This window comes from Atopobiaceae bacterium (assembly GCA_022483015.1).
Classification (GTDB): Bacteria; Actinomycetota; Coriobacteriia; order Coriobacteriales; family Atopobiaceae; genus JALCUE01.
In genome coordinates, this window is the sequence record JAKVOB010000001.1 from 1097039 (window position 1) to 1117037 (window position 19999).

Sequence of the window (19999 nt, forward strand, 5' to 3'; positions counted from 1 at the left end):
CAACACCTACGCGCTCACGTGGGACGGCACCGCCAAGGCCTCCAACTACGCCGTCACCGAGACCCTCGGCACCCTCACGGTCACCAAGGCCGACGCGGCGCAGAACGCCGTCACCGTGACCCCCTACGAGAGCGCCTACGACGGCTCCGCGCACACCGTCTCCGCGACGGCCGCGCAGGCCGGCTCGACCCTGCTCTACAGCACGGACGGCCAGACCTGGTCCGAGACGGCCCCCACGTGGACCGACGTCACCTCCGCCCAGACCGTCCACGTGAAGGCCACCAACCCCAACTACGGGGACGCCACCGCCGACGGCACCGTCACCATCACGCCGGCCGCCCTCACGGTCACGACCGGCAGCCAGACCTGGACCTACGACGGCCAGGCGCACTCCAACGCCACCGTCACGTCCACCGGGCTCGTGAACGGCGAGACGGTCTCGGCCGCCACGGACGCCTCCATCACCGACGAGGGCTCCACGCCCAACACCTACGCGATCGACTGGGCCGCCGCCGGCACCACCGCCAAGCAGTCCAATTACACCGTCACCGACAGCCTCGGCACCCTCACGGTGACTGACAGCGCGTCGCCCATCATCGTTACGACGGTGGGAAGTGTCTCTACCTATGACGGTCACGCACATGGTGCGACCGTCTCGGTGAGCTCGCTGCCGACAGGCTATACGCTCGATACTGCCGCTTCCAGCGCTTCGGCTACCGACGTGACGGAGGGATCTGTCTCCGCTACGGCAGATAAGCTCGTTATCAGGAACGCGTCTGGCCAGGATGTGACCTCGCGTCTCAACATCACGTATGTCGACGGCACCGTCACCATCACGCCGGCCGCCCTCACGGTCACGACGCCCGACGCCACCAAGGCCTACGACGGCGGCGCCCTCACGGCCGCGGGCACCCTCTCAGGCCTCGTCCCCGGCGAGACCGCGACCTTCTCGACCACCGGCACGCAGACCGAGGCCGGCAGCTCGACCAACACCTACGCGCTCACGTGGGACGGCACCGCCAAGTCCTCCAACTACGCCGTCACCGAGACCCTCGGCACCCTCACGGTCACCAAGGCCGACGCGGCGCAGAACGCCGTCACCGTGACCTCCTACGAGAGCGCCTACGACGGCTCCGCGCACACCGTCTCCGCGACGGCCGCGCAGGCCGGCTCGACCCTGCTCTACAGCACGGACGGCCAGACCTGGTCCGAGACGGCCCCCACGTGGACCGACGTCACCTCCGCCCAGACCGTCCACGTGAAGGCCACCAACCCCAACTACGGGGACGCCACCGCCGACGGCACCGTCACCATCACGCCGGCCGCCCTCACGGTCACGACCGGCAGCCAGACCTGGACCTACGACGGCCAGGCGCACTCCAACGCCACCGTCACGTCCACCGGGCTCGTGAACGGCGAGACGGTCTCGGCCGCCACGGACGCCTCCATCACCGACGAGGGCTCCACGCCCAACACCTACGCGATCGACTGGGCCGCCGCCGGCACCACCGCCAAGCAGTCCAACTACACCGTCACCGACAGCCTCGGCACCCTCACGGTCGACGCGGCCGCCTACGACGTCACGGCCACGCCCTACGCCGGCACCTACGACGGCCAGGCGCACGGCATCACCGTCACCGCCCCCGCCGACGCTACGGTCACCTACGACACCGACAACGCCTACACGGACGTCACGTCCGGCTCCGTCACGGTCGGCTACAAGGTGACCCGTCCCAACTACAAGGACATCACCGGCACGCAGACCGTCACCATCACGCCGGCCCCGCTCAAGGTGACGACGCCCGACGCCACCAAGGCCTACGACGGCGGCGCCCTCACGGCCGCGGGCACCCTCTCCGGCCTCGTCACCGGCGAGACCGCGACCTTCTCGACCACCGGCACCCAGACCGAGGCCGGCAGCTCGACCAACACCTACGCGCTCACGTGGGACGGCACCGCCAAGGCCTCCAACTACGCCGTCACCGAGACCCTCGGCACCCTCACGGTCACCAAGGCCGACCTCACCGACGCGGCCCGCTTCACGGTCTCGCAGCCGGCCGACGTCACCTACGACGGCCTGTCGCAGAGGCAGCCCCTCACGGTGACCGACGCCACGACGGGCAAGGTCCTGGTCGAGGGCACCGACTACACGCTCTCCTACTCGTACGACACCACCGACGTCGGCACCGTCACGGCCACCGTCACCGGCATCGGCGACTACGCCGGCACGGTCGACCGCACCTACAAGATCACGCCGGCCCAGGTCACCGTCACGACGCCCGACGCCACCAAGGCCTACGACGGCGGCGCCCTCACGGCCGCGGGCACCCTCTCCGGCCTCGTCACCGGCGAGACCGCGACCTTCTCGACCACCGGCACCCAGACCGAGGCCGGCAGCTCGACCAACACCTACGCGCTCACGTGGGACGGCACCGCCAAGTCCTCCAACTACGCCGTCACCGAGACCCTCGGCACCCTCACGGTCACCAAGGCCGACGCGGCGCAGAACGCCGTCACCGTGACCTCCTACGAGAGCGCCTACGACGGCTCCGCGCACACCGTCTCCGCGACGGCCGCGCAGGCCGGCTCGACCCTGCTCTACAGCACGGACGGCCAGACCTGGTCCGAGACGGCCCCCACGTGGACCGACGTCACCTCCGCCCAGACCGTCCACGTGAAGGCCACCAACCCCAACTACGGGGACGCCACCGCCGACGGCACCGTCACCATCACGCCGGCCCAGGTCACCGTCACGGCCGCCGCGGCCTCCAAGGCCTACGGCGACGCCGACCCGGCCCTCTCGGCCACGGCCGACGGCACCCTCGGTGACGACACCATCTCCTACACGGTCTCGCGCACCAACGAGGACGAGGCCGCCGGCACCTACGCGGGCGTGATCGTCCCCGCGGGCGAGGCGACGCAGGGCAACTACGCGGTCACCTACGTGCCCGCGGACTTCACCATCACCAAGGCCGGCGCGGCGCAGAACGCCGTCACCGTGACCTCCTACGAGGGCGCCTACGACGGCTCCGCGCACACCGTCTCCGCGACGGCCGCGCAGGCCGGCTCGACCCTGCTCTACAGCACGGACGGCCAGACCTGGTCCGAGACGGCCCCCACGTGGACCGACGTCACCTCCGCCCAGACCGTCCACGTGAAGGCCACCAACCCCAACTACGAGGACGCCACCGCCGACGGCACCGTCACCATCACGCCGGCCCAGGTCACCGTCACGGCCGCCGCGGCCTCCAAGGCCTACGGCGACGCCGACCCGGCCCTCTCGGCCACGGCCGACGGCACCCTCGGTGACGACACCGTCTCCTACACGGTCTCGCGCACCAACGAGGACGAGGCCGCCGGCACCTACGCGGGCGTGATCGTCCCCGCGGGCGAGGCGACGCAGGGCAACTACGCGGTCACCTACGTGCCCGCGGACTTCACCATCACCAAGGCCGGCGCGGCGCAGAACGCCGTCACCGTGACCTCCTACGAGGGCGCCTACGACGGCTCCGCGCACACCGTCTCCGCGACGGCCGCGCAGGCCGGCTCGACCCTGCTCTACAGCACGGACGGCCAGACCTGGTCCGAGACGGCCCCCACGTGGACCGACGTCACCTCCGCCCAGACCGTCCACGTGAAGGCCACCAACCCCAACTACGAGGACGCCACCGCCGACGGCACCGTCACCATCACGCCGGCCGCCCTCACGGTCACGACGCCCGACGCCACCAAGGCCTACGACGGCGGCGCCCTCACGGCCGCGGGCACCCTCTCCGGCCTCGTCGCCGGCGAGACCGCGACCTTCGCCGACCACCGGCACGCCAGACCGAGGCCGGCAGCTCGACCAACACCTACGCGCTCGACGTGGGACGGCACCGCCAAGCAGTCCAACTACCCGTCACCGAGACCCTCGGCACCCTCGACGGTCACCAAGGCCGACCTCACCGACGCGGCCCGCTTCGACGGTCTCGCAGCCGGCCGACGTCACCTACGACGGCCTGTCGCAGAGGCAGCCCCTCACGGTGACCGACGCCACGACGGGCAAGGTCCTGGTCGAGGGCACCGACTACACGCTCTCCTACTCGGACGACACCACCGACGTCGGCACCGTCACGGCCACCGTCACCGGCATCGGCAACTACGCCGGCACGGTCGACCGCACCTACAAGATCATGCCGGCCGCCCTCACGGTCACGACGCCCGACGCCACCAAGGCCTACGACGGCACCGCCCTCACGGCCGCGGGCACCCTCTCCGGCCTCGTCGCCGGCGAGACCGCGACCCTCGCCACCACCGGCACGCAGACCGAGGCCGGCAGCTCGACCAACGCCTACACGCTCGCTGGGACGGCACCGCCAAGCAGTCCAACTACACCGTCACCGAGGACCCTCGGCACCCTCGAGGTCACCAAGGCCGACATCACCGACGCGGCCCGCTTCACGGTCTCGCAGCCGGCCGACGTCACCTACGACGGCCAGTCGCAGAAGCAGCCCGTCACCGTCACCGACTCCACGACGGCAAGGTCCCTGGTCGAGGGCACCGACTACACGCTCTCCTACTCGGACGACACCACCGACGTCGGCACCGTCACGGCCACCGTCACCGGCATCGGCGACTACGCCGGCACGGTCGACCGCACCTACAAGATCATGCCGGCCGCCCTCACGGTCACGACGCCCGACGCCACCAAGGCCTACGACGGCACCGCCCTCACGGCCGCGGGCACCCTCTCCGGCCTCGTCGCCGGCGAGACCGCGACCCTCGCCACCACCGGCACGCAGACCGAGGCCGGCAGCTCGACCAACACCTGCTCGCTCGCGTGGGACGGCACCGCCAAGCAGTCCAACTACACCGTCACCGAGGACCTCGGCACCCTCACGGTCACCAAGGCCGACGCGGCGCAGAACGCCGTCACCGTGACCCCCTACGCCGGAACCTACGACGGCTCCGCGCACACCGTCTCCGCGACGGCCGCGCAGGCCGGCTCGACCCTGCTCTACAGCACGGACGGCCAGACCTGGTCCGAGACGGCCCCCACGTGGACCGACGTCACCTCCGCCCAGACCGTCCACGTGAAGGCCACCAACCCCAACTACGAGGACGCCACCGCCGACGGCACCGTCACCATCACGCCGGCCACTCTCACGGTGACTACGCCCGACGCCACCAAGGCCTACGACGGCACCGCCCTCACGGCCGCGGGCACCCTCTCCGGCCTCGTCGCCGGCGAGACCGCGACCTTCGCCACCACCGGCACGCAGACCGAGGTCGGCACGTCGACCAACGCCTACGCGCTCGCCTGGGACGGCACCGCCAAGCAGTCCAACTACACCGTCACCGAGACCCTCGGCACGCTCACGGTCACTGCCGCACCTGCGACGCCTGTCGTTCCCGGTGATACGACTCCGACCACGCCTGCGGGCACGACTCCCACGACGCCTGTCACGCCGGCCAGTACGACACCGGTCGCAACGGTAGTCACCCCGATTGCCACGGCGCTCCAGAACGCCTACCAGGCGGTCATCGGGGAGGAGCCCACGCCCCTCTCGACACCTTCGACCGCTGAGGAGGAGTCCATCGACGAGAACGGCACGCCTCTGGCCACCGCCGCCGAGCCGGTCTGCTGGGTCCACTGGTACATCATGCTGGGCATGCTCGTGACCCTCGTCTACGGCCTGGTCGTCCTGTTCCGTCGCCGCCGCTACACCAAGGGCCTCAAGAACCGCGAGAAGCGCGTCCTCCGCGAGGACGACGACCAGCAGGACAAGCAGGGCGAGAGCGCCCCGACCATCCCATCAGGAGCTGAGGCTTAGTCATGAAGAAGAGCAACTGGATCGTCTACGTCCTTCTCGTCCTCGTCTCGGCCTTCCTCCTGTGGCTCTGGTACTACCTGGGCTTCAACAAGGTGGACAGCCCGTTCGACCTGGTCCTCTCCATCGTCTGGTGGGTCGGTGTCGCGGCTCTCGTCTGGTTCACGTTCCGCTCCGAGAGGAGGCGCCAGGCGCAGATCCGCACCATCTACGTCTCGCCTGACGCCCTGTTCAACTCCGAGCGCGGCCTCGTGTCCTGCCCCGACCCGGAGCAGCGCGTGACCCTCATGGCCGACATCCTGGACAACCTCAAGTACGACTTCCACAAGGAGGACATGCCCGAGGAGAAGGACTTCGACTTCAGGTACGTGGTCCGCACGGAGGACTTCAAGGAGAAGGACTCGGAGGACGGCTCCGAGGCCACCACGTCCGACGCCGCACAGGCCACGGGCGCCGAGGCCACTACTCAGGAGACCGTGTCGGCAGATGCCACCGAGGTCGTACCTCCCATTCCCGTCACGGCCACGGCTGACGATGAGGACAAGGACAAGGACAAGTGGAAGGGCTCCGTCGTCAGGATCGACTGGGACGCCGAGGGCCACCAGACCAACGAGGAGAACGACTTCGACGGCAAGGAGCAGCTCGGTCAGCTCGTGCTGACCTAAGCGCCACCTTAGGAACGTCTCATCAAGGAGGCCCCGGACCGAATGGTGCGGGGCCTCCTTCTTGTGCGTGGCCATCCTCGCTGTTCCTCTCGGCAGCTTCGATAGCATCTGCCAATGTGCTCAAACCACAGCAGTTAGCGTAGTGTATCAGTACGAGACACAACATCTAGGGGGTGCCGATACCGTCTAATTTTCCGATGACGACCATCGCGGCCTTCTCGTCTGCTACGCTCTAACCCCATGGGAGCCCCATGGGACAGACCAACCACCGCACCCAAAACACAGCAGTGCACAGCCACGAAGTCATAACTGCAAGTATGCAAAGGTCCAGGAGGACAGGATGCAGAAGGCATGGCAGGGCTTTACGGGTGGCAACTGGGAGCACGAGATCGACGTTCGTGACTTCATCCAGAGGAACTACACCCCTTATGAGGGCGACGCGTCATTCCTCGCCGGTCCCACCGAGCGCACGAACAAGCTCTGGGGCGAGGTCATGGACCTCTTCGAGCAGGAGCGCGAGCATGGCGGCGTCCTCGACATGGACACCAAGGTCGTCTCGACCATCACGAGCCATGGTGCAGGCTACATCGACAAGGACCTCGAGCAGATCGTCGGCCTCCAGACTGACAAGCCGCTCAAGCGCGCGCTGCATGTCAACGGCGGCATCCGCATGGCCCAGCAGGCCTGCTCGGACAACGGCTATGAGGTCGACCCCCAGATCGTCGACTTCTACACCAACTACCGCAAGACCCACAACGCCGGCGTGTTCGACGTCTACACGCCCGAGATGCGTGCCTGCCGTCACTCGCACATCATCACGGGCCTTCCTGACGCCTACGGCCGCGGCCGCATCATCGGTGACTACCGCCGCGTCGCCCTCTACGGCACGGACTACCTCGTCGCCGAGAAGAAGGCCGAGAAGGCCGGCACGTCCTCGATCATGACCGAGGACGTCATCCGTCACCGCGAGGAGCTCTCCGAGCAGATTCGCGCCCTGGGCGAGCTGGCCCAGCTCGGCAAGACCTACGGCTGCGACATCACGCGCCCGGCCGAGAACGTGGCCGAGGCCATCCAGTGGACCTACTTCGGCTACCTGGCCTCCGTCAAGGAGCAGAACGGCGCGGCCATGAGCCTGGGCCGCACGTCCACCTTCATCGACGTCTACGCCGAGCGTGACCTCGCAGCGGGCACCTTCACCGAGGACCAGGTCCAGGAGTTCGTCGACCACTTCATCATGAAGCTCCGTATGGTCAAGTTCGCACGTACCCCCGAGTACAACGACCTCTTCTCGGGCGACCCCCAGTGGGTCACCGAGTCCATCGGTGGCATGGGCGTCGACGGTCGCACGCTCGTCACCAAGATGAGCTTCCGCTACCTCCATACGCTCGAGAACATCGGTACCGCCCCCGAGCCCAACCTCACGGTGCTCTGGTCCAAGCGCCTGCCCGTGGGCTTCAAGGACTACTGCGCCCGCATCTCCATCGCCACGAGCTCCATCCAGTACGAGAACGACGACCTCATGCGCGTCACCCATGGTGACGACTATGGCATCGCCTGCTGTGTCAGCTCCATGCGCATCGGCAAGGAGATGCAGTTCTTCGGTGCCCGGGCCAACCTGGCCAAGTGCCTGCTCTATGCCATCAACGGTGGCGTGGACGAGATGAGCGGCCAGCAGGTCGGTCCCAAGTACCGCGCCTGCGAGGGCGACACGCTCGACTACGACGACGTCATCTCGAAGTTCAACGACATGATGGGGTGGCTGTCCGCCGTCTACGTGAGCAGCCTCAACGCCATCCATTACATGCATGACAAGTACTGCTACGAGCGCATCCAGATGGCCCTGCACGACGAGCACGTCAAGCGCTGGTTCGCCACGGGGATCGCCGGCCTCTCCGTCGTGGCGGACTCCCTCTCGGCCATCAAGTACGCGAAGGTCCACCCCGTGCGCAACGAGGACGGCCTCGTGGTCGACTTCCAGGTCGAGGGCGACTTCCCCAAGTATGGCAACGACGACGACCGCGTGGACCAGATTGCCCACGACGTGGTCGAGAAGTTCATGTTCTACGTCCGCAAGCGCTCCACGTATCGCAACTCCATCCCCACCACGTCCATCCTCACGATCACGTCCAACGTGGTCTATGGCAAGAAGACGGGCAACACCCCCGACGGCCGTCGTGCCGGCGAGCCTCTTGCCCCAGGTGCCAACCCCATGCACCGGCGTGACACGCACGGCGCCATCGCCAGCCTGTCCTCCGTGGCCAAGCTCCCGTTCGAGGATGCGCAGGACGGCATCTCCAACACCTTCTCGATCGTGCCGGGAGCGCTGGGCAAGTCGGGTCAGGTGATGTTCTCCGCAGACGAGCTCGACGTCGACGCGTTGGGCGTGGACCTCTCCGATGTGATCTCGAAGGCATCCGCGGCCGACATCTCGATCGAGAACCCCGTGGCCTGCGCCTGCGACTCGGATGCGAGCGCGCGCGAGGGTGCCGAGGACGTGAAGCCGGAGTAGACACGTCGCATCCTGACGTGGAGCGTTGATTGGAACCAGTCCCCAGAGAAGGGAAGACCCACATGAAGACCAGTGATGTCTCGCAGGACCAGGTCGACAACCTCGTGAGCATGCTCGATGCCTATGACGAGAAGGGCGGCCATCACCTGAACGTCAACGTGTTCAACCGTGACACCCTGGTTGACGCGCAGGCCCATCCCGAGAAGTACCCCCAGCTCACGATTCGTGTCTCGGGGTATGCGGTGAACTTCAACAAGCTCACCAAGGAGCAGCAGGACGAGGTCATCTCGCGCACCTTCCACGAGTCGATGTAGGAAGCGTCCAGCGTGCAGGACGAGTCACAGGCGCCCGACCAGGTGGTCGGGCGCCTTCACTCCATAGAGACCTTCGGCACCGTGGACGGCCCTGGCACACGCCTCGTCGTCTTCTGCCAAGGCTGCCCCTTCAGGTGCGCCTACTGCCACAACCCCGACACCTGGGACTTCGGCAGGTGCGCCACCGCGACCGCGGCGGGGGAGGGACCGGGCACGGACGTGACCGTCGCCCATGTCATCGACGTCTTCGAGCGCAACCGGGCATTCTACCGTCATGGCGGCATCACCGTGACTGGTGGCGAGCCCATGGCACAGCCGGGCTTCATCGGCGCGCTCTTCCAGGCGGCGCACGCTGCGCCGGCCGGACGCATCCATACCTGCCTCGATACGGCCGGAGGCGCCTATGACCCTGCGCACCCTGAGCGCTACGAGGCGCTGCTTGCTGACTGCGATTTGGTGCTTCTCGACGTTAAGCATTCCGATCCCGAGGGACATCGCCGGCTCGTGGGCGCTGGCCCCGAGCGTCCCCTGGCCTTGGGTGACGAGCTCGCGCGTCGACGCATCCCGGTGATCATCAGACACGTGGTGGTGCCGGGTATCACGGACTCCACGGAGGAGTTGGAGGGTGTGGGGCGCATCATCGCCCGCTGGCCCAACGTAGTGGGCCTCGACCTGCTGCCATACCACACGATGGGCGTGACCAAGTACGAGGCGGAGGGGCTGCCGTACCGCCTGGCCGGCGTGGAGCCCCAGGATCCCGCCGCAATCCCCGCAATGCGCAAGGTCGTCATGGATGCCAGGGCAGATGAGCGGAAGAAGCTCATCAGAGCCTGAGCGAACCCATACCCTATGCGACGAACTTCGGGAGGAAGACTATGGCCAGGGCCCCGAAGAGGATGAAAACGTTCGCGCAGGCGGTCAAGACGGCAAGCGTGGACTGATTTGGATGGGAAATGAGCACGAAATCAGTGGTCAGATGAAGCGTTCCCATCTCTTCCGTTTGCGGATGGGCCATCCTGTTCCGATGTGCGCCGGTCGTAGTCGAGCAAGGCGACCTTCTGGGTGAGCTCTGCAATCCTGGCCTCGAGTCGCGAGATGTGTGTGCTCATCATGAACACCTTGAGGACGAGGATGCCTACGAAGAAGGCAAAGAGGAAGTTGGCAGTGGAATAGACCCCAAAGAGGCTCGCCAATGCGTCAGCAGTGCTTGGGAAGATGCTGAATACCAGGAGGAGCAGTGCCATGAACAACCAAAACAGGGAGTCCTCTATACGCATCTTGGCCTTGCGAATTCTGGTGATGATGAACCACGTAATCACCAATGCTGCAACGAGCAATACGCTTCTGAATATCAAAGTCAGCACTTATGCCCTCCCTCTGAACAGCTGAAAGAAGAGGATGGATACGGTCTGCTTGAGCATATAGGCTGTGGCAGATCTCAGGTTGAAGTAGCTTTCGCCAGCGATACGTTCATCCATGTTCACCTGTACCTCTTCGACACGAGCACCATTCCTTATGAGATATGCCACCGTGTCAGGCTCGGGATCCCAGTTGAGACCTCTGGAGAGCATCGCGATCATTTTCTCGTTATAGAGCCGAAGCCCAGACGTCGGGTCGTTGACTCTCTGTCCGGTCGTGACCTTGATTGCCCATGAGATGAGGATATTGCCCATCATCCGCAACGAGCGAGGGCGAGGTTCGCTCACGAAGCGCGAACCTATGACGACATCGCTCTCGCTCGCCCTCTTGAGCATCGGTCGGATGGATTCCGTTCTATGTTGGCCATCTCCATCGAACTGAATCGCATAGGTGTAACCCTCACGTGCGGCATACTTCATACCAGTCTGAAACGCTCCAGAGAGGCCGAGGTTGATGGGGAGATCAAGATAGTTGTATCCATTGTCCACACATACGCTCAAGGTCGCGTCGGTGGAGCCATCGTTGATCACGACGTAGTCGCATCCGGGCAGATCTTCGATTACACCGTCAACGACCTGTTTGAGGCAGAGAGCTTCGTTATATGCACAGATGATGAGAAGCGCCTGGTTCTTCTTTCTCATGCGTGCACCTCAAAGAGCAGACGCATTCCATTAGACATGTATAGTCTGCCTCCTAACTGAATCGTAAGAACCATCTTCAACAATACTAATCCATTCGCTGGAGCCCCCATGCGGTGGGTCATCGGCGGATGAGCGAATCCCCTGGAGCATGCCGCGTTATTAACCTGAGAATCAGAGACCGTTGCTCTTCTCGCCCCTTGAGTACGCGCGCTCGATAAGCGCCGCGACGGGGCGTGGCCAGAAGCGGTCGAACATCTCTCGGTCTTCGTGTGACCTCGTATCATCCTTGATGAGGGCGGATGTGGTCGATTCCTCATGGATTCGGTGATACATGAGGAGCTGGCTCGAATAGTAGAACTCACCCTCGAGCTTTGACAGACTCTCCCAGGTATCCCAGTCAAGGTTGCTCTTCATCTGCGTTCGGAAGGGTTGGGGGCCGCAATTGGTGAGATCTAGCGTGACCGATGGGCAGCAGATTGCGGAGCCCATGGAAAGGACTCTGCGACGGGTCCGGATATCAGAGGCGTTCTTGCCGTCAGCGAGTGGACGAAGCATGCGCCGCTTCACCTCGAGGAGATGGTTGTCGTCGATCTGCTCTCCATCCCTGAGCTCGCCATAGTTGCAGAAGAAGATGAGCGAGGAGGGCGAGCGCCCGAGCATCTCCATTGCTGTCTCCGCATAGCGCGGGAGGTAGATGTCATCCTGGTGGGCGATGGTGACGTAGTCACAGCCTGCCTGAGACACGGCGAAGTTCCAGTCCTGTCCGATGCCGTGCTCTCCCGTGTTGACGTGTACGGGGATGCCATATGAGGAGGCGACTCCGTCGAGCCAGTCCGAGGGCGTGGACGTGGCGATGAAGACCTCACTCTCGCAGCCTTCCTGGGCCATGAGGGAGTCCAGGCACTCCTTGAGGTAGGGGCTTTGCTTGTAGGCGCAGACGGCGAACGAGTGCTTCATCAGGAACGACCGACCTTTCCATAGAGAGTGAGTGCTGCTGTCGAGCATGGATATGGGTGTCTTATGAAGGACTGGAGTACGGGCTCGACCAAGGTGTGGGCGGCTAGCGCATTCTTGATGTCTGATATGCTTTGCTCGCTATGGAACCTGTTGTAGCCGATATACGGAATGGGTTGGACGAACCTGGCGGTTTCTGCTGTGGAGGGCGACCGTTGGGCGCCTGCTGATGCCGATGCTGTCATCAGGACCTTTCCTGATGAGTCTGGTCTTCTATGTCTGTCAAAGACGGTGTCATATCCGGCGCGATATCTGCATGCGACATCCTCTGAGCCTTGCGAACGTCGTGGCGCAGGAAGAGCAGTGCTGTGACCAATCCTGCCGTGACACCAGCAATGACAGTGTAGTTGATGCCGTTCATGTAGAAGACGGATTCCAAAGGCACCATGGTCATGATGACGACCACGATGGAAATCGTGGTCGAGGTGAGCATCCCCCGTAGGTCGCGACAGAGGACCAGCACGTCCGTGACGAACCAGAGTAGTGCCACGAGCGCCGTGGACATGAGCACATAGGGGAACAGGTAGGTGCATCCTGCGATGCTCTCTCCATAGACAAGCGTCAGCAATGGACTGCCGATAAGCGAGAGGACGACAACCATGACCATGCAAGCCAGGAACATGGTCCTGGCTGTTCTCAGGAGGGTCCTCTTGAAGGCGCTCGCTCCCTCTTTCCAACGCTCGGAGAGGGGCACGAGCGCCGGGGCGTACAGATAGCGTGCAGCGGCCTGGACGAGCACGGCGGGCGTGGCCACCGCTGCATAGAGCCCGAGGGCCTCGGTCCCATAGCTGTTGGAGAACCATTGCCGGGCGACCGAGACGATGGCGCTCATGAAGAGCGTCGAGATGACGAGCGGCAGACATCCCTTGAGCAGACCCCAGGCCTCGGAGCGGCTCATATGGGGACGAAGGGATGAAATGCGTGAGGCGTGGGGGACGTCATAGACGAAGGTTACCGCCATGCAACAGACGGACATGGCAATGATGGCGAGCGAGAGGTTACCGAGGAGCACGAGACCGGCCGAGAAGGAGGCAATGAGGACGACGCCTCGTATGAACTGGGACACCCCGATGTAGTCCATACGCTGGGCGCCTTGGTCGGTCCCATACAGGACGTCGCAGAAGGCTTCGTCGGTCTTGAAGATGAGATAGACGAAGACGATGCCGATGGTGGTCGAATCCGAGGTCGTCATGAAGGTGTAGGGGACTATGAATATTATGCCCAGGAGCAGAGTAAGGATTCGAAAGGCGACATAGGTGCCCTGGGAGTGCTCGCCATCGATGTCGGACACCTGATAAGGACGCATGTTGTAGGTCGCGATGGGGTTGAAAAGGTTTCCTACCGTCATGGCGAAGGCGAGGAGCCCCGAGTCGTTATAGCCAGAAGAAAGGACGACCACAAGGACCGTGGTGAGCCATAGACATCCCTGGTAGGTGAGACTTCCTATGGTATTGAAGAGCATGTTACGCTTCATCGAGAGGGGAGCGGGGCTATGGGTCGACTTCGAGATGACTAACCTCCGATGTACTGTATGACGTCCTTCTCGCTTGGATGAATCTGTATCCATATAGTAGCTCCTGAGGTATTCGAAGTACGGTTCATCCCCGCTTCTCGAGGGGATGAACACGGTTCGAATCGACTATCCTTGCAGGGGCCTAAGGACCATGGAATGGACGGAGCCTGTCGTATGAGAATGCCTATATCGAGAATCAGCATGGGACGTAAGTTCGATTCCGCGCTCTTCTCGTTAGCTGCGTCGCTCTTCTTCTCGGTGTTCTGCGAACTCTATTTCGAGGCGCTTAGGATTTATCAGACCGGGTCTTATGACGGGCTCCTGGCTGGTACCTATTCAGCCCCTATTGTCTTGAGGACCTTGGCTCTGTTCTTACTTTGTTTCTTTGTTGGTATTGCGATTCTGGCATCTGATCGGGGACGGAGGCTGCTCTCTTTCATCTTTAGGCACCGTGTGCTCATCGGTGTCTGCATCGTTGCTGTCCTTGTTGCATTTGAGGTGAGCGGGTCGTCCATTGGCATATATTACTCAATCTATCAGGGAGAGGGCACGGGGCCGTATTTTGGCATACCCCGTTCGATTAGGTCTGACGAGTGGATTGTTACCACGTTGCTCAACGCTTCCCAGGCTGTGAATGACTACTCGCCTTTGAGCGGCCTTCTTGGGGGCGCCACAACGAATGTTTCCATTGGCTACAACCTTCCGTCTTGGAGCATCGCCAGCATCTTCCGACCTTTTCACTGGGGCTATCTGTTCCTCGGCTTTGCAAGAGGCTTGTCGTTCGTCTGGGCTGCCCGGTATATGGTGCTCTTCCTTGTGTCGTTTGACTGCGCCTTGCTCTATACCAAGGGGGACAAGTATCTGAGTGGATGTGCTGCCCTCATCCTCACGCTTTCCCCATTCATTACCTGGTGGGGCGAGGTCACGGAGGTCCTCCTGTTTGGCCAGGCGCTGGTCCTCATCCTCAACTCGCTGATACGTGAAGACTCCGTGCTCAGGCGTGCGTTCAAGGGATGCGTCCTGGCGTGGCTCTGCGGCTGCTACATCTTCGTGCTCTATCCGGCCTGGATGGTACCTTGCTTCTACATCTTCGCCTTGATGGGCGTATGGGTCGTCATCGACTATCGTCGCGAGCTGATGGGCTCTGGAAGCGAGGGTCGTCTGTTCGTGGCGCGGAGGGACATCCCCATCGTTGTCATCCCGCTGGCGGTCGTGGCAGTGCTCATCGCCCTTGCCTTCCAATCGTCTGCTACCGAGATTGCCGCCGAGAGCGGGACCGTGTATCCCGGTGCCCGGTTCGAGACTGGCGGGGGAGGGGCCAGTCTGCTGCTGAACTATGGGCAGGGGTTGTTCTTCTCCATCGACCCCGCAAATGCACTGCCTAACGCTTGTGAGGCGGGGGCGTTCTTCACCCTGTTCCCCTTGGGGAGCATCCTTGCCATCTGCCTGCTTGTCAAGTTGAAGGGACGGGACTTCCTCCTGGCCTCCCTACTTGCTCTCCAGGCCTTTTTTGTCGTCTTCATCTGCTTCGGGATACCTGATTGGTTGGCGAAGGTCACCCTTCTTTCCAACGTACCGGCTGCTCGCCTGGTCATCGGCACGGGGTATATCGAGGTGGTCCTGTTGCTGCGCAGCATCAGCCTGCGTGCGTGTTCGGTGCCCGCCGGCTTGCCCGAGGGCGTCGGTGGTACGCGCCCCGTTTGCCATATCAGGCAGCAGGCGGGGACACCTCGTCATCTATCTGGCGAGACCCCGGATGATGGTTGCAGGAGGGTGCCTCGGGCTCTCATCCTGCTGGTCTCCTGTGCGATCTCCCTCTGCCTCGTCCTCGTCATGAGGAACCTGTATGCGTCATACCTGAGGCTGATCTACTGCGTGCTGCTCCTTGTCATCCTTGCGGCCATGGTCTATGCGGTCCTGTCAATCGTCCTCGTGCCTGATCGATCACGGTACTACGAGAGGGCGCTCCTGATGCTGCTCGTGGCGGTCATCGTCCCGACGGGCCTCACGGTCAACCCGATACAGATCGGTGACTCGTTCCTGACCGATTCCAACATCGTCAGTGCCGTTCGGGAGGCGAACGACTCGTCTTCCGCGCAGAGCCCGCTCTGGGTCGCTGTCGACGCACATCTCTCGACCGGCAACCTCTGCACGGACGCGGGGGCGGCTACGATCAACTGCACGAACGTCGTTCCCAACCTCGATCTCTGGCACCGAATCGACCCTTCGCATGAGTACGAGGACGTCTATAACAGGTACGCCCACATCACCGTCAGGCTCACGACCGACCCGACGTCCTTCGAGCTCGTGCAGGCAGACTCCTTCTGTCTGCATCTGAACTACGGCGACCTCAAGACCCTCGGTATCACCAACGTCATCTCGGGGACGGCTCTTGAGGATGACCCTAGTTCCGGGGTCTCGTTCCAGGAGACCGCGCAGGTGGATGGGTATCACATCTATACCGTGAGCTATTCCTGATGGTTCCTGCGGCCGTACCTGTCTACAGCCTTCCTGCAGCTTTATAGGCTTCGGTAGACGGTTGGCTGCTTGCGACCTAGTGCCGTAGCCTCGAGAGACGCCTTGGTCCTCGTTCTCCAAGGCGTCTTCATGGTGGATGTCGAGAGGGGACTCGCGTGAGCAAGGCCAACAGAATCAAGCATCAGGACGATGATGGGTCGGCGGCATCGGTACCAACCGATGCGACGTCGGAGGGGAGCGACCAGGTCGCGGAGGCCTCCTCAGCGCGATCCCAGCTCAAGGGGCCGTCTGCTGGTACGGTGGCGACGGCACTCGTGGTGGTCTGCCTCCCCCTGGCCTTCTTCTGCTTCTTCGTCTGGCTCGGTGCCTATGACCTCGGGGCGTGCGTGACCGAGGCCGCCGCGCTGTGCTTCCCTGTATGCCTGGTGCTCTGGCTGGTCTCACGTCTCACGAAGGCCTCCCACGAGAGGGCCAGCGGCCTGACCGCTCGGATGGCACACCTGCTCTATTGGGTCGCCCTCACCCTGTTCGTGGTGGGCGAGGTCATCGCCCTTGCCCAGACCGCCGCAGATGGCGCTGACATCTCGCTCGGGCTCTTCAACGGCATCGTCTACGGGGTCGCTGCCTTGTCCGTGGTCCTGCAGGTCGTGAGCTCAATCCTGGCCAGGAGGGGCTTCTCGTCGGCCGAGGTCGCACATAAGGTCAAGACCGTGTCGCTCGTGCTCTCGATCGTCATGTGGTGGGCCCCCGCCCTCGTGGTCGCGAGCGTGGTCGGGGTCCTTGCGATGGCCGTGGCCTGAGCACTTGTGTCGTGCGTGCGTGTCTCGTTCACGCGTTCCGCATGAACGAGAGCATCTCCCGGCTCCATCCATGGGCTGACTTGCCGAAGGCGAGGCCGCACCCATGTTCGCCCTCGGGATACAGGTGGAACAGGTGGTTGATGCCTGCGGCCTCGAGTGCCTCGTCCATGAGGGTCGAGTTCTCTGGCGGCACGCAGGAGTCATCGGCGCAGGTCCACAGATAGGTGGGCGGGAAGTCACGTCCGACCATGTGCTCCACGGAGAGGGGCCCGCGCAGGGACTCGTCGTTCCCGATGAGGCTCAGCGCGCTCTCCTCATGCTGGTGCTGGCAGAGGCTGATCACGGGATATCCCAGGCAGACCTTGTCCGGTCGCGCGCTCACGCCGGCAAGGTCCGGGTACTGCTCGTCGGCCATGCCCGCGAAGGTGCCCACGGCGGCTGCCTCGGACGCGCAGAGGTGCCCTCCTGCCGAGAAGCCCATGGTCATGATGTCGTCGGGGTCGATCCCGTAGTCGTCGGCATGGGCGCGCACGAGACGTACCGCCTGCGCCAGGTCCGTCTGCGCCTGCGGATAGGCTGGGGCCGAGACCTGGTAGAAGAGGATGAAGGCCACATATCCGCACGCCTCCATCATCCTCAGGACCGGCGTTCCCTCTCCGCTGCAACAGACCTCGCGATAGGCACCGCCGGGGCAGACGATGACGGCAGGCCTGCGCTCGCCCGAGGGCGTCGCATGGGGGAGGGGGGCCACCAGGAACGAGTCGATGGGGTCGCCTTCGCCATGCATGCGCGGCTCCCAGGTGGGCGCCACGTCCTTCTCCCAGAGAGGGACAGAGCGCCTGGTGCCATTCTCGGTGAGGTCGGCGATGAGGTTCGCCGCCTCGAGGAACTGCTCGACCACCTCGAAGAACGGTATGCCCCACGGGGTCCGGCCATAGTGCTCGGCCACCCCGAGGGGCTCGTCCGCAAGCTCGGGCGGGAACATCCCCAGGAGGTCTCCCGAGAAGAAGGTCGGCAGATGCCTCCTGATTCCCGGATGGCCCATGACCTCGTTCATCGAGTGGTAGGTGGTGAATCGCATCGTGCGCTCCTATTCCATGCGGACCTTGATGACGACGGGCGCGTCGCCTGCCATGCTCCTGGCTGAGACGTGGAGCCCCTCGGCGTCGGTCGACCAACATGGCCGACCCTCCCAGCCCAGTATGCTCACGTTCCGTATCAGCCCATGGAACAGGGGCAGGTCCTGGTCGGGGGAGTCCGCAAGGGAGCGGACGGTCACCTCTCCGTCCTGGGGCCAGCGCATCACGAAGGCGTAGACGGAGTCGCCCTGTACGGTGAACCGTATGTCCTGGGCCGTGTAGGGCAGCTCCATGCTGTCCGAGAACTGGCCCTGCCCCACCCTCGTGGGGCCCTCCTGTGACACGCGCCAGGGCTTGCTCCCATAGATGGCCTCGCCGTTCGCGGCGAGCCAGTCGCCGACAGCCAGGAGGATGTCCCGGTCCTCGTCAGCGATGCTCCCGTCACCCTTGGGACCCACGTTCAGGAGCAGGTTGCCATTCTTGCTGACCGTCTCGACGAGGGCGCAGATGATCTGGCGCGCCGACTTGTACTCCAGCGTGTCCGTGTAGCACCAGGAGTTGTTGGCGATGGCGGTGTCGGTCTGCCAGCAGAAGGGCTGGGCGGCATCGAAGCCGCCGCGTTCCATCTCGACGATGCCCGTGCCGAACGCCAAGGCGTCGTGCTTGTAGCAGATGCCGACCTCGCGTCCCCACCCGGCCGCGCGGTTGTAGTAGTACGCTGCCATGGTCTTGAGCGCCGGCCTGAAGGCCTCGTGCTGGATCCACCAGTCGAAGTAGAGCAGCGACGGCTTGTAACGGTCGATGAGCTCGCAGGTCCTCAGCAGCCAGTCGTCGATGAACTCCTCGGTGGGATAGGGTTTGCTTCGGAGGTCCTGCTCGTCGGCCTCGGGCATGGCCGGCCAGTAGAGGTCCCCACGCCTGAGCGGCTCGGCCACGTCGCTCGCGAACTCCCTCCCATGGCCCATGAAGAACCAATGCTCGGCCCGGTGCGAGGAGGTTCCGAAGGCCATGCCCTCCCTCTCGATGGCCTCCTTGAGCTCGCCGAGCACATCCCGGTGCGGGCCCATCTCGGCGGCGTTCCAACGTGAGAGGTCGCTCGCGTACATCTGGAAGCCGTCATGGTGCTCGGCCACGGGCACGACATAGCGCGCGCCGGCGCGGCGGAACAGGTCGGCCCAGGCTTCGGGGTCGAAGGCCTCGGCGTGGAATCGGCCGACGAGGTCCTTGTAGCCGAAGGTCGCCTGGTCGCCAAAGGTCCTGCGATGCCAAGCGCATTCCTCCTTGTCCTGGATGTACATGTTGCGTGGGTACCACTCGTTGGCGTGCGCCGCCACGCTGTAGACGCCCCAGTGGACGAAGATGCCGAAACGCGCCTCGACGAACCAGCGGGGAGGCTGCCATGAGAACAACGAGGCCCAGTCGGGCGCGTATGGTCCGGCGGTTGTCGTCGCCCTGATCTGCTCCAGCCGTTCCTGCTCGCGGTCCATGGTCGGGCATGCCCCCTCGGGGTCTGGTCGGGAATCGTCGCTTTTCGCATTGACACTCTAGGGCAGGGCAGCCCGAGCGGTGCGAACGGACCGTTCGCCGATACGCAGATAACTTTGCAAAAGTGGTCAATGAGCGAATCTGAATGCTTCTGAGCTGCTGTGATTCAAGAATCACCGTTCGCTCTCTACCAAGAGACGGCTCTTTCCGTCTACCGTTCACCGCCGATTCGCTTGACCCCTAATCCACTCTTCCTTACTTTTACAAATGGA

Annotated in this window: 13 protein-coding genes and 1 pseudogene; 8 read left to right on the top strand and 6 right to left on the bottom strand. The window is 63.9% G+C overall.

Going from position 1 to position 19999, the window contains the following annotated elements:
• Positions 1-271 precede the first annotated feature (271 nt).
• From LKE50_04750 to pflA, 6 genes and pseudogenes are all read left to right on the top strand, one after another.
• A pseudogene (locus LKE50_04750) lies at positions 272-3382 on the top strand (hypothetical protein).
• Between the two features lie 1765 nt (positions 3383-5147).
• A complete protein-coding gene (locus LKE50_04755; protein MCH3967917.1) occupies positions 5148-5813 on the top strand; it encodes a hypothetical protein in 666 nt (221 codons plus the stop codon).
• Positions 5814-5815: 2 nt separating this feature from the next.
• The gene (locus tag LKE50_04760; protein MCH3967918.1) at positions 5816-6475 is read left to right on the top strand and encodes a hypothetical protein; all 660 of its coding nucleotides are present in this window, start codon (positions 5816-5818) and stop codon (positions 6473-6475) included.
• A gap of 340 nt (positions 6476-6815) precedes the next feature.
• Positions 6816-8984 carry a formate C-acetyltransferase gene (gene pflB, locus LKE50_04765; protein MCH3967919.1) on the top strand — a complete coding sequence of 723 codons (2169 nt, stop codon included), beginning with the start codon at positions 6816-6818 and terminating at the stop codon, positions 8982-8984.
• A gap of 62 nt (positions 8985-9046) precedes the next feature.
• Entirely contained in the window at positions 9047-9298 is a 252-nt protein-coding gene (grcA3, locus tag LKE50_04770; GenBank protein ID MCH3967920.1) for an autonomous glycyl radical cofactor GrcA3, read from the top strand.
• A 12-nt stretch (positions 9299-9310) separates the two neighbouring features.
• Positions 9311-10132, top strand: coding sequence for a pyruvate formate-lyase-activating protein (pflA, locus tag LKE50_04775; GenBank protein MCH3967921.1), 822 nt, complete (start codon positions 9311-9313; stop codon positions 10130-10132).
• 131 nt (positions 10133-10263) lie between these two features.
• On the opposite strand, the gene LKE50_04780 is transcribed toward pflA, so the two are convergent.
• The 4 genes from LKE50_04780 to LKE50_04795 form a co-directional block, all read right to left on the bottom strand.
• Complete coding sequence (locus LKE50_04780; protein ID MCH3967922.1) at positions 10264-10662, bottom strand: DUF2304 domain-containing protein; 399 nt, start codon at positions 10660-10662, stop codon at positions 10264-10266.
• Positions 10663-11358, bottom strand: a complete 696-nt coding sequence (locus LKE50_04785) for a glycosyltransferase family 2 protein (protein MCH3967923.1) — start codon at positions 11356-11358, stop codon at positions 10663-10665. It abuts the gene before it with no gap.
• 171 nt (positions 11359-11529) lie between these two features.
• Positions 11530-12315 carry a glycosyltransferase gene (locus LKE50_04790; GenBank protein ID MCH3967924.1) on the bottom strand — a complete coding sequence of 262 codons (786 nt, stop codon included), beginning with the start codon at positions 12313-12315 and terminating at the stop codon, positions 11530-11532.
• Positions 12316-12556: 241 nt separating this feature from the next.
• Positions 12557-13834 carry a hypothetical protein gene (locus tag LKE50_04795; protein ID MCH3967925.1) on the bottom strand — a complete coding sequence of 426 codons (1278 nt, stop codon included), beginning with the start codon at positions 13832-13834 and terminating at the stop codon, positions 12557-12559.
• 252 nt (positions 13835-14086) lie between these two features.
• Here LKE50_04795 and LKE50_04800 point away from each other — a divergent pair, with 252 nt between their 5' ends.
• Together LKE50_04800 and LKE50_04805 are read left to right on the top strand one after the other, a co-directional pair.
• The gene (locus LKE50_04800; GenBank protein MCH3967926.1) at positions 14087-16363 is read left to right on the top strand and encodes a hypothetical protein; all 2277 of its coding nucleotides are present in this window, start codon (positions 14087-14089) and stop codon (positions 16361-16363) included.
• 155 nt (positions 16364-16518) lie between these two features.
• The gene (locus LKE50_04805; protein ID MCH3967927.1) at positions 16519-17163 is read left to right on the top strand and encodes a hypothetical protein; all 645 of its coding nucleotides are present in this window, start codon (positions 16519-16521) and stop codon (positions 17161-17163) included.
• Positions 17164-17191: 28 nt separating this feature from the next.
• Here the strand turns inward: LKE50_04805 and LKE50_04810 are convergent, their stop codons facing one another.
• Both LKE50_04810 and LKE50_04815 read right to left on the bottom strand, forming a co-directional pair.
• Complete coding sequence (locus tag LKE50_04810; protein ID MCH3967928.1) at positions 17192-18244, bottom strand: alpha/beta hydrolase; 1053 nt, start codon at positions 18242-18244, stop codon at positions 17192-17194.
• Between the two features lie 9 nt (positions 18245-18253).
• Complete coding sequence (locus LKE50_04815; GenBank protein MCH3967929.1) at positions 18254-19729, bottom strand: alpha-L-fucosidase; 1476 nt, start codon at positions 19727-19729, stop codon at positions 18254-18256.
• Positions 19730-19999: the final 270 nt, after the last annotated feature.

Bases quoted from the DNA above. Each gene is read 5' to 3' on its own strand.
- LKE50_04785 (MCH3967923.1), bottom strand. From the start codon at position 11,358: ATGAGAAAGAAGAACCAGGCGCTTCTCATCATCTGTGCATATAACGAA.
- LKE50_04760 (MCH3967918.1), top strand. From the start codon at position 5,816: ATGAAGAAGAGCAACTGGATCGTCTACGTCCTTCTCGTCCTCGTCTCG.
- grcA3 (MCH3967920.1), top strand. From the start codon at position 9,047: ATGAAGACCAGTGATGTCTCGCAGGACCAGGTCGACAACCTCGTGAGC.
- LKE50_04800 (MCH3967926.1), top strand. From the start codon at position 14,087: ATGGGACGTAAGTTCGATTCCGCGCTCTTCTCGTTAGCTGCGTCGCTC.
- LKE50_04790 (MCH3967924.1), bottom strand. From the start codon at position 12,315: ATGAAGCACTCGTTCGCCGTCTGCGCCTACAAGCAAAGCCCCTACCTC.
- LKE50_04810 (MCH3967928.1), bottom strand. From the start codon at position 18,244: ATGCGATTCACCACCTACCACTCGATGAACGAGGTCATGGGCCATCCG.
- pflB (MCH3967919.1), top strand. From the start codon at position 6,816: ATGCAGAAGGCATGGCAGGGCTTTACGGGTGGCAACTGGGAGCACGAG.
- LKE50_04795 (MCH3967925.1), bottom strand. From the start codon at position 13,834: ATGCTCTTCAATACCATAGGAAGTCTCACCTACCAGGGATGTCTATGG.
- LKE50_04815 (MCH3967929.1), bottom strand. From the start codon at position 19,729: ATGGACCGCGAGCAGGAACGGCTGGAGCAGATCAGGGCGACGACAACC.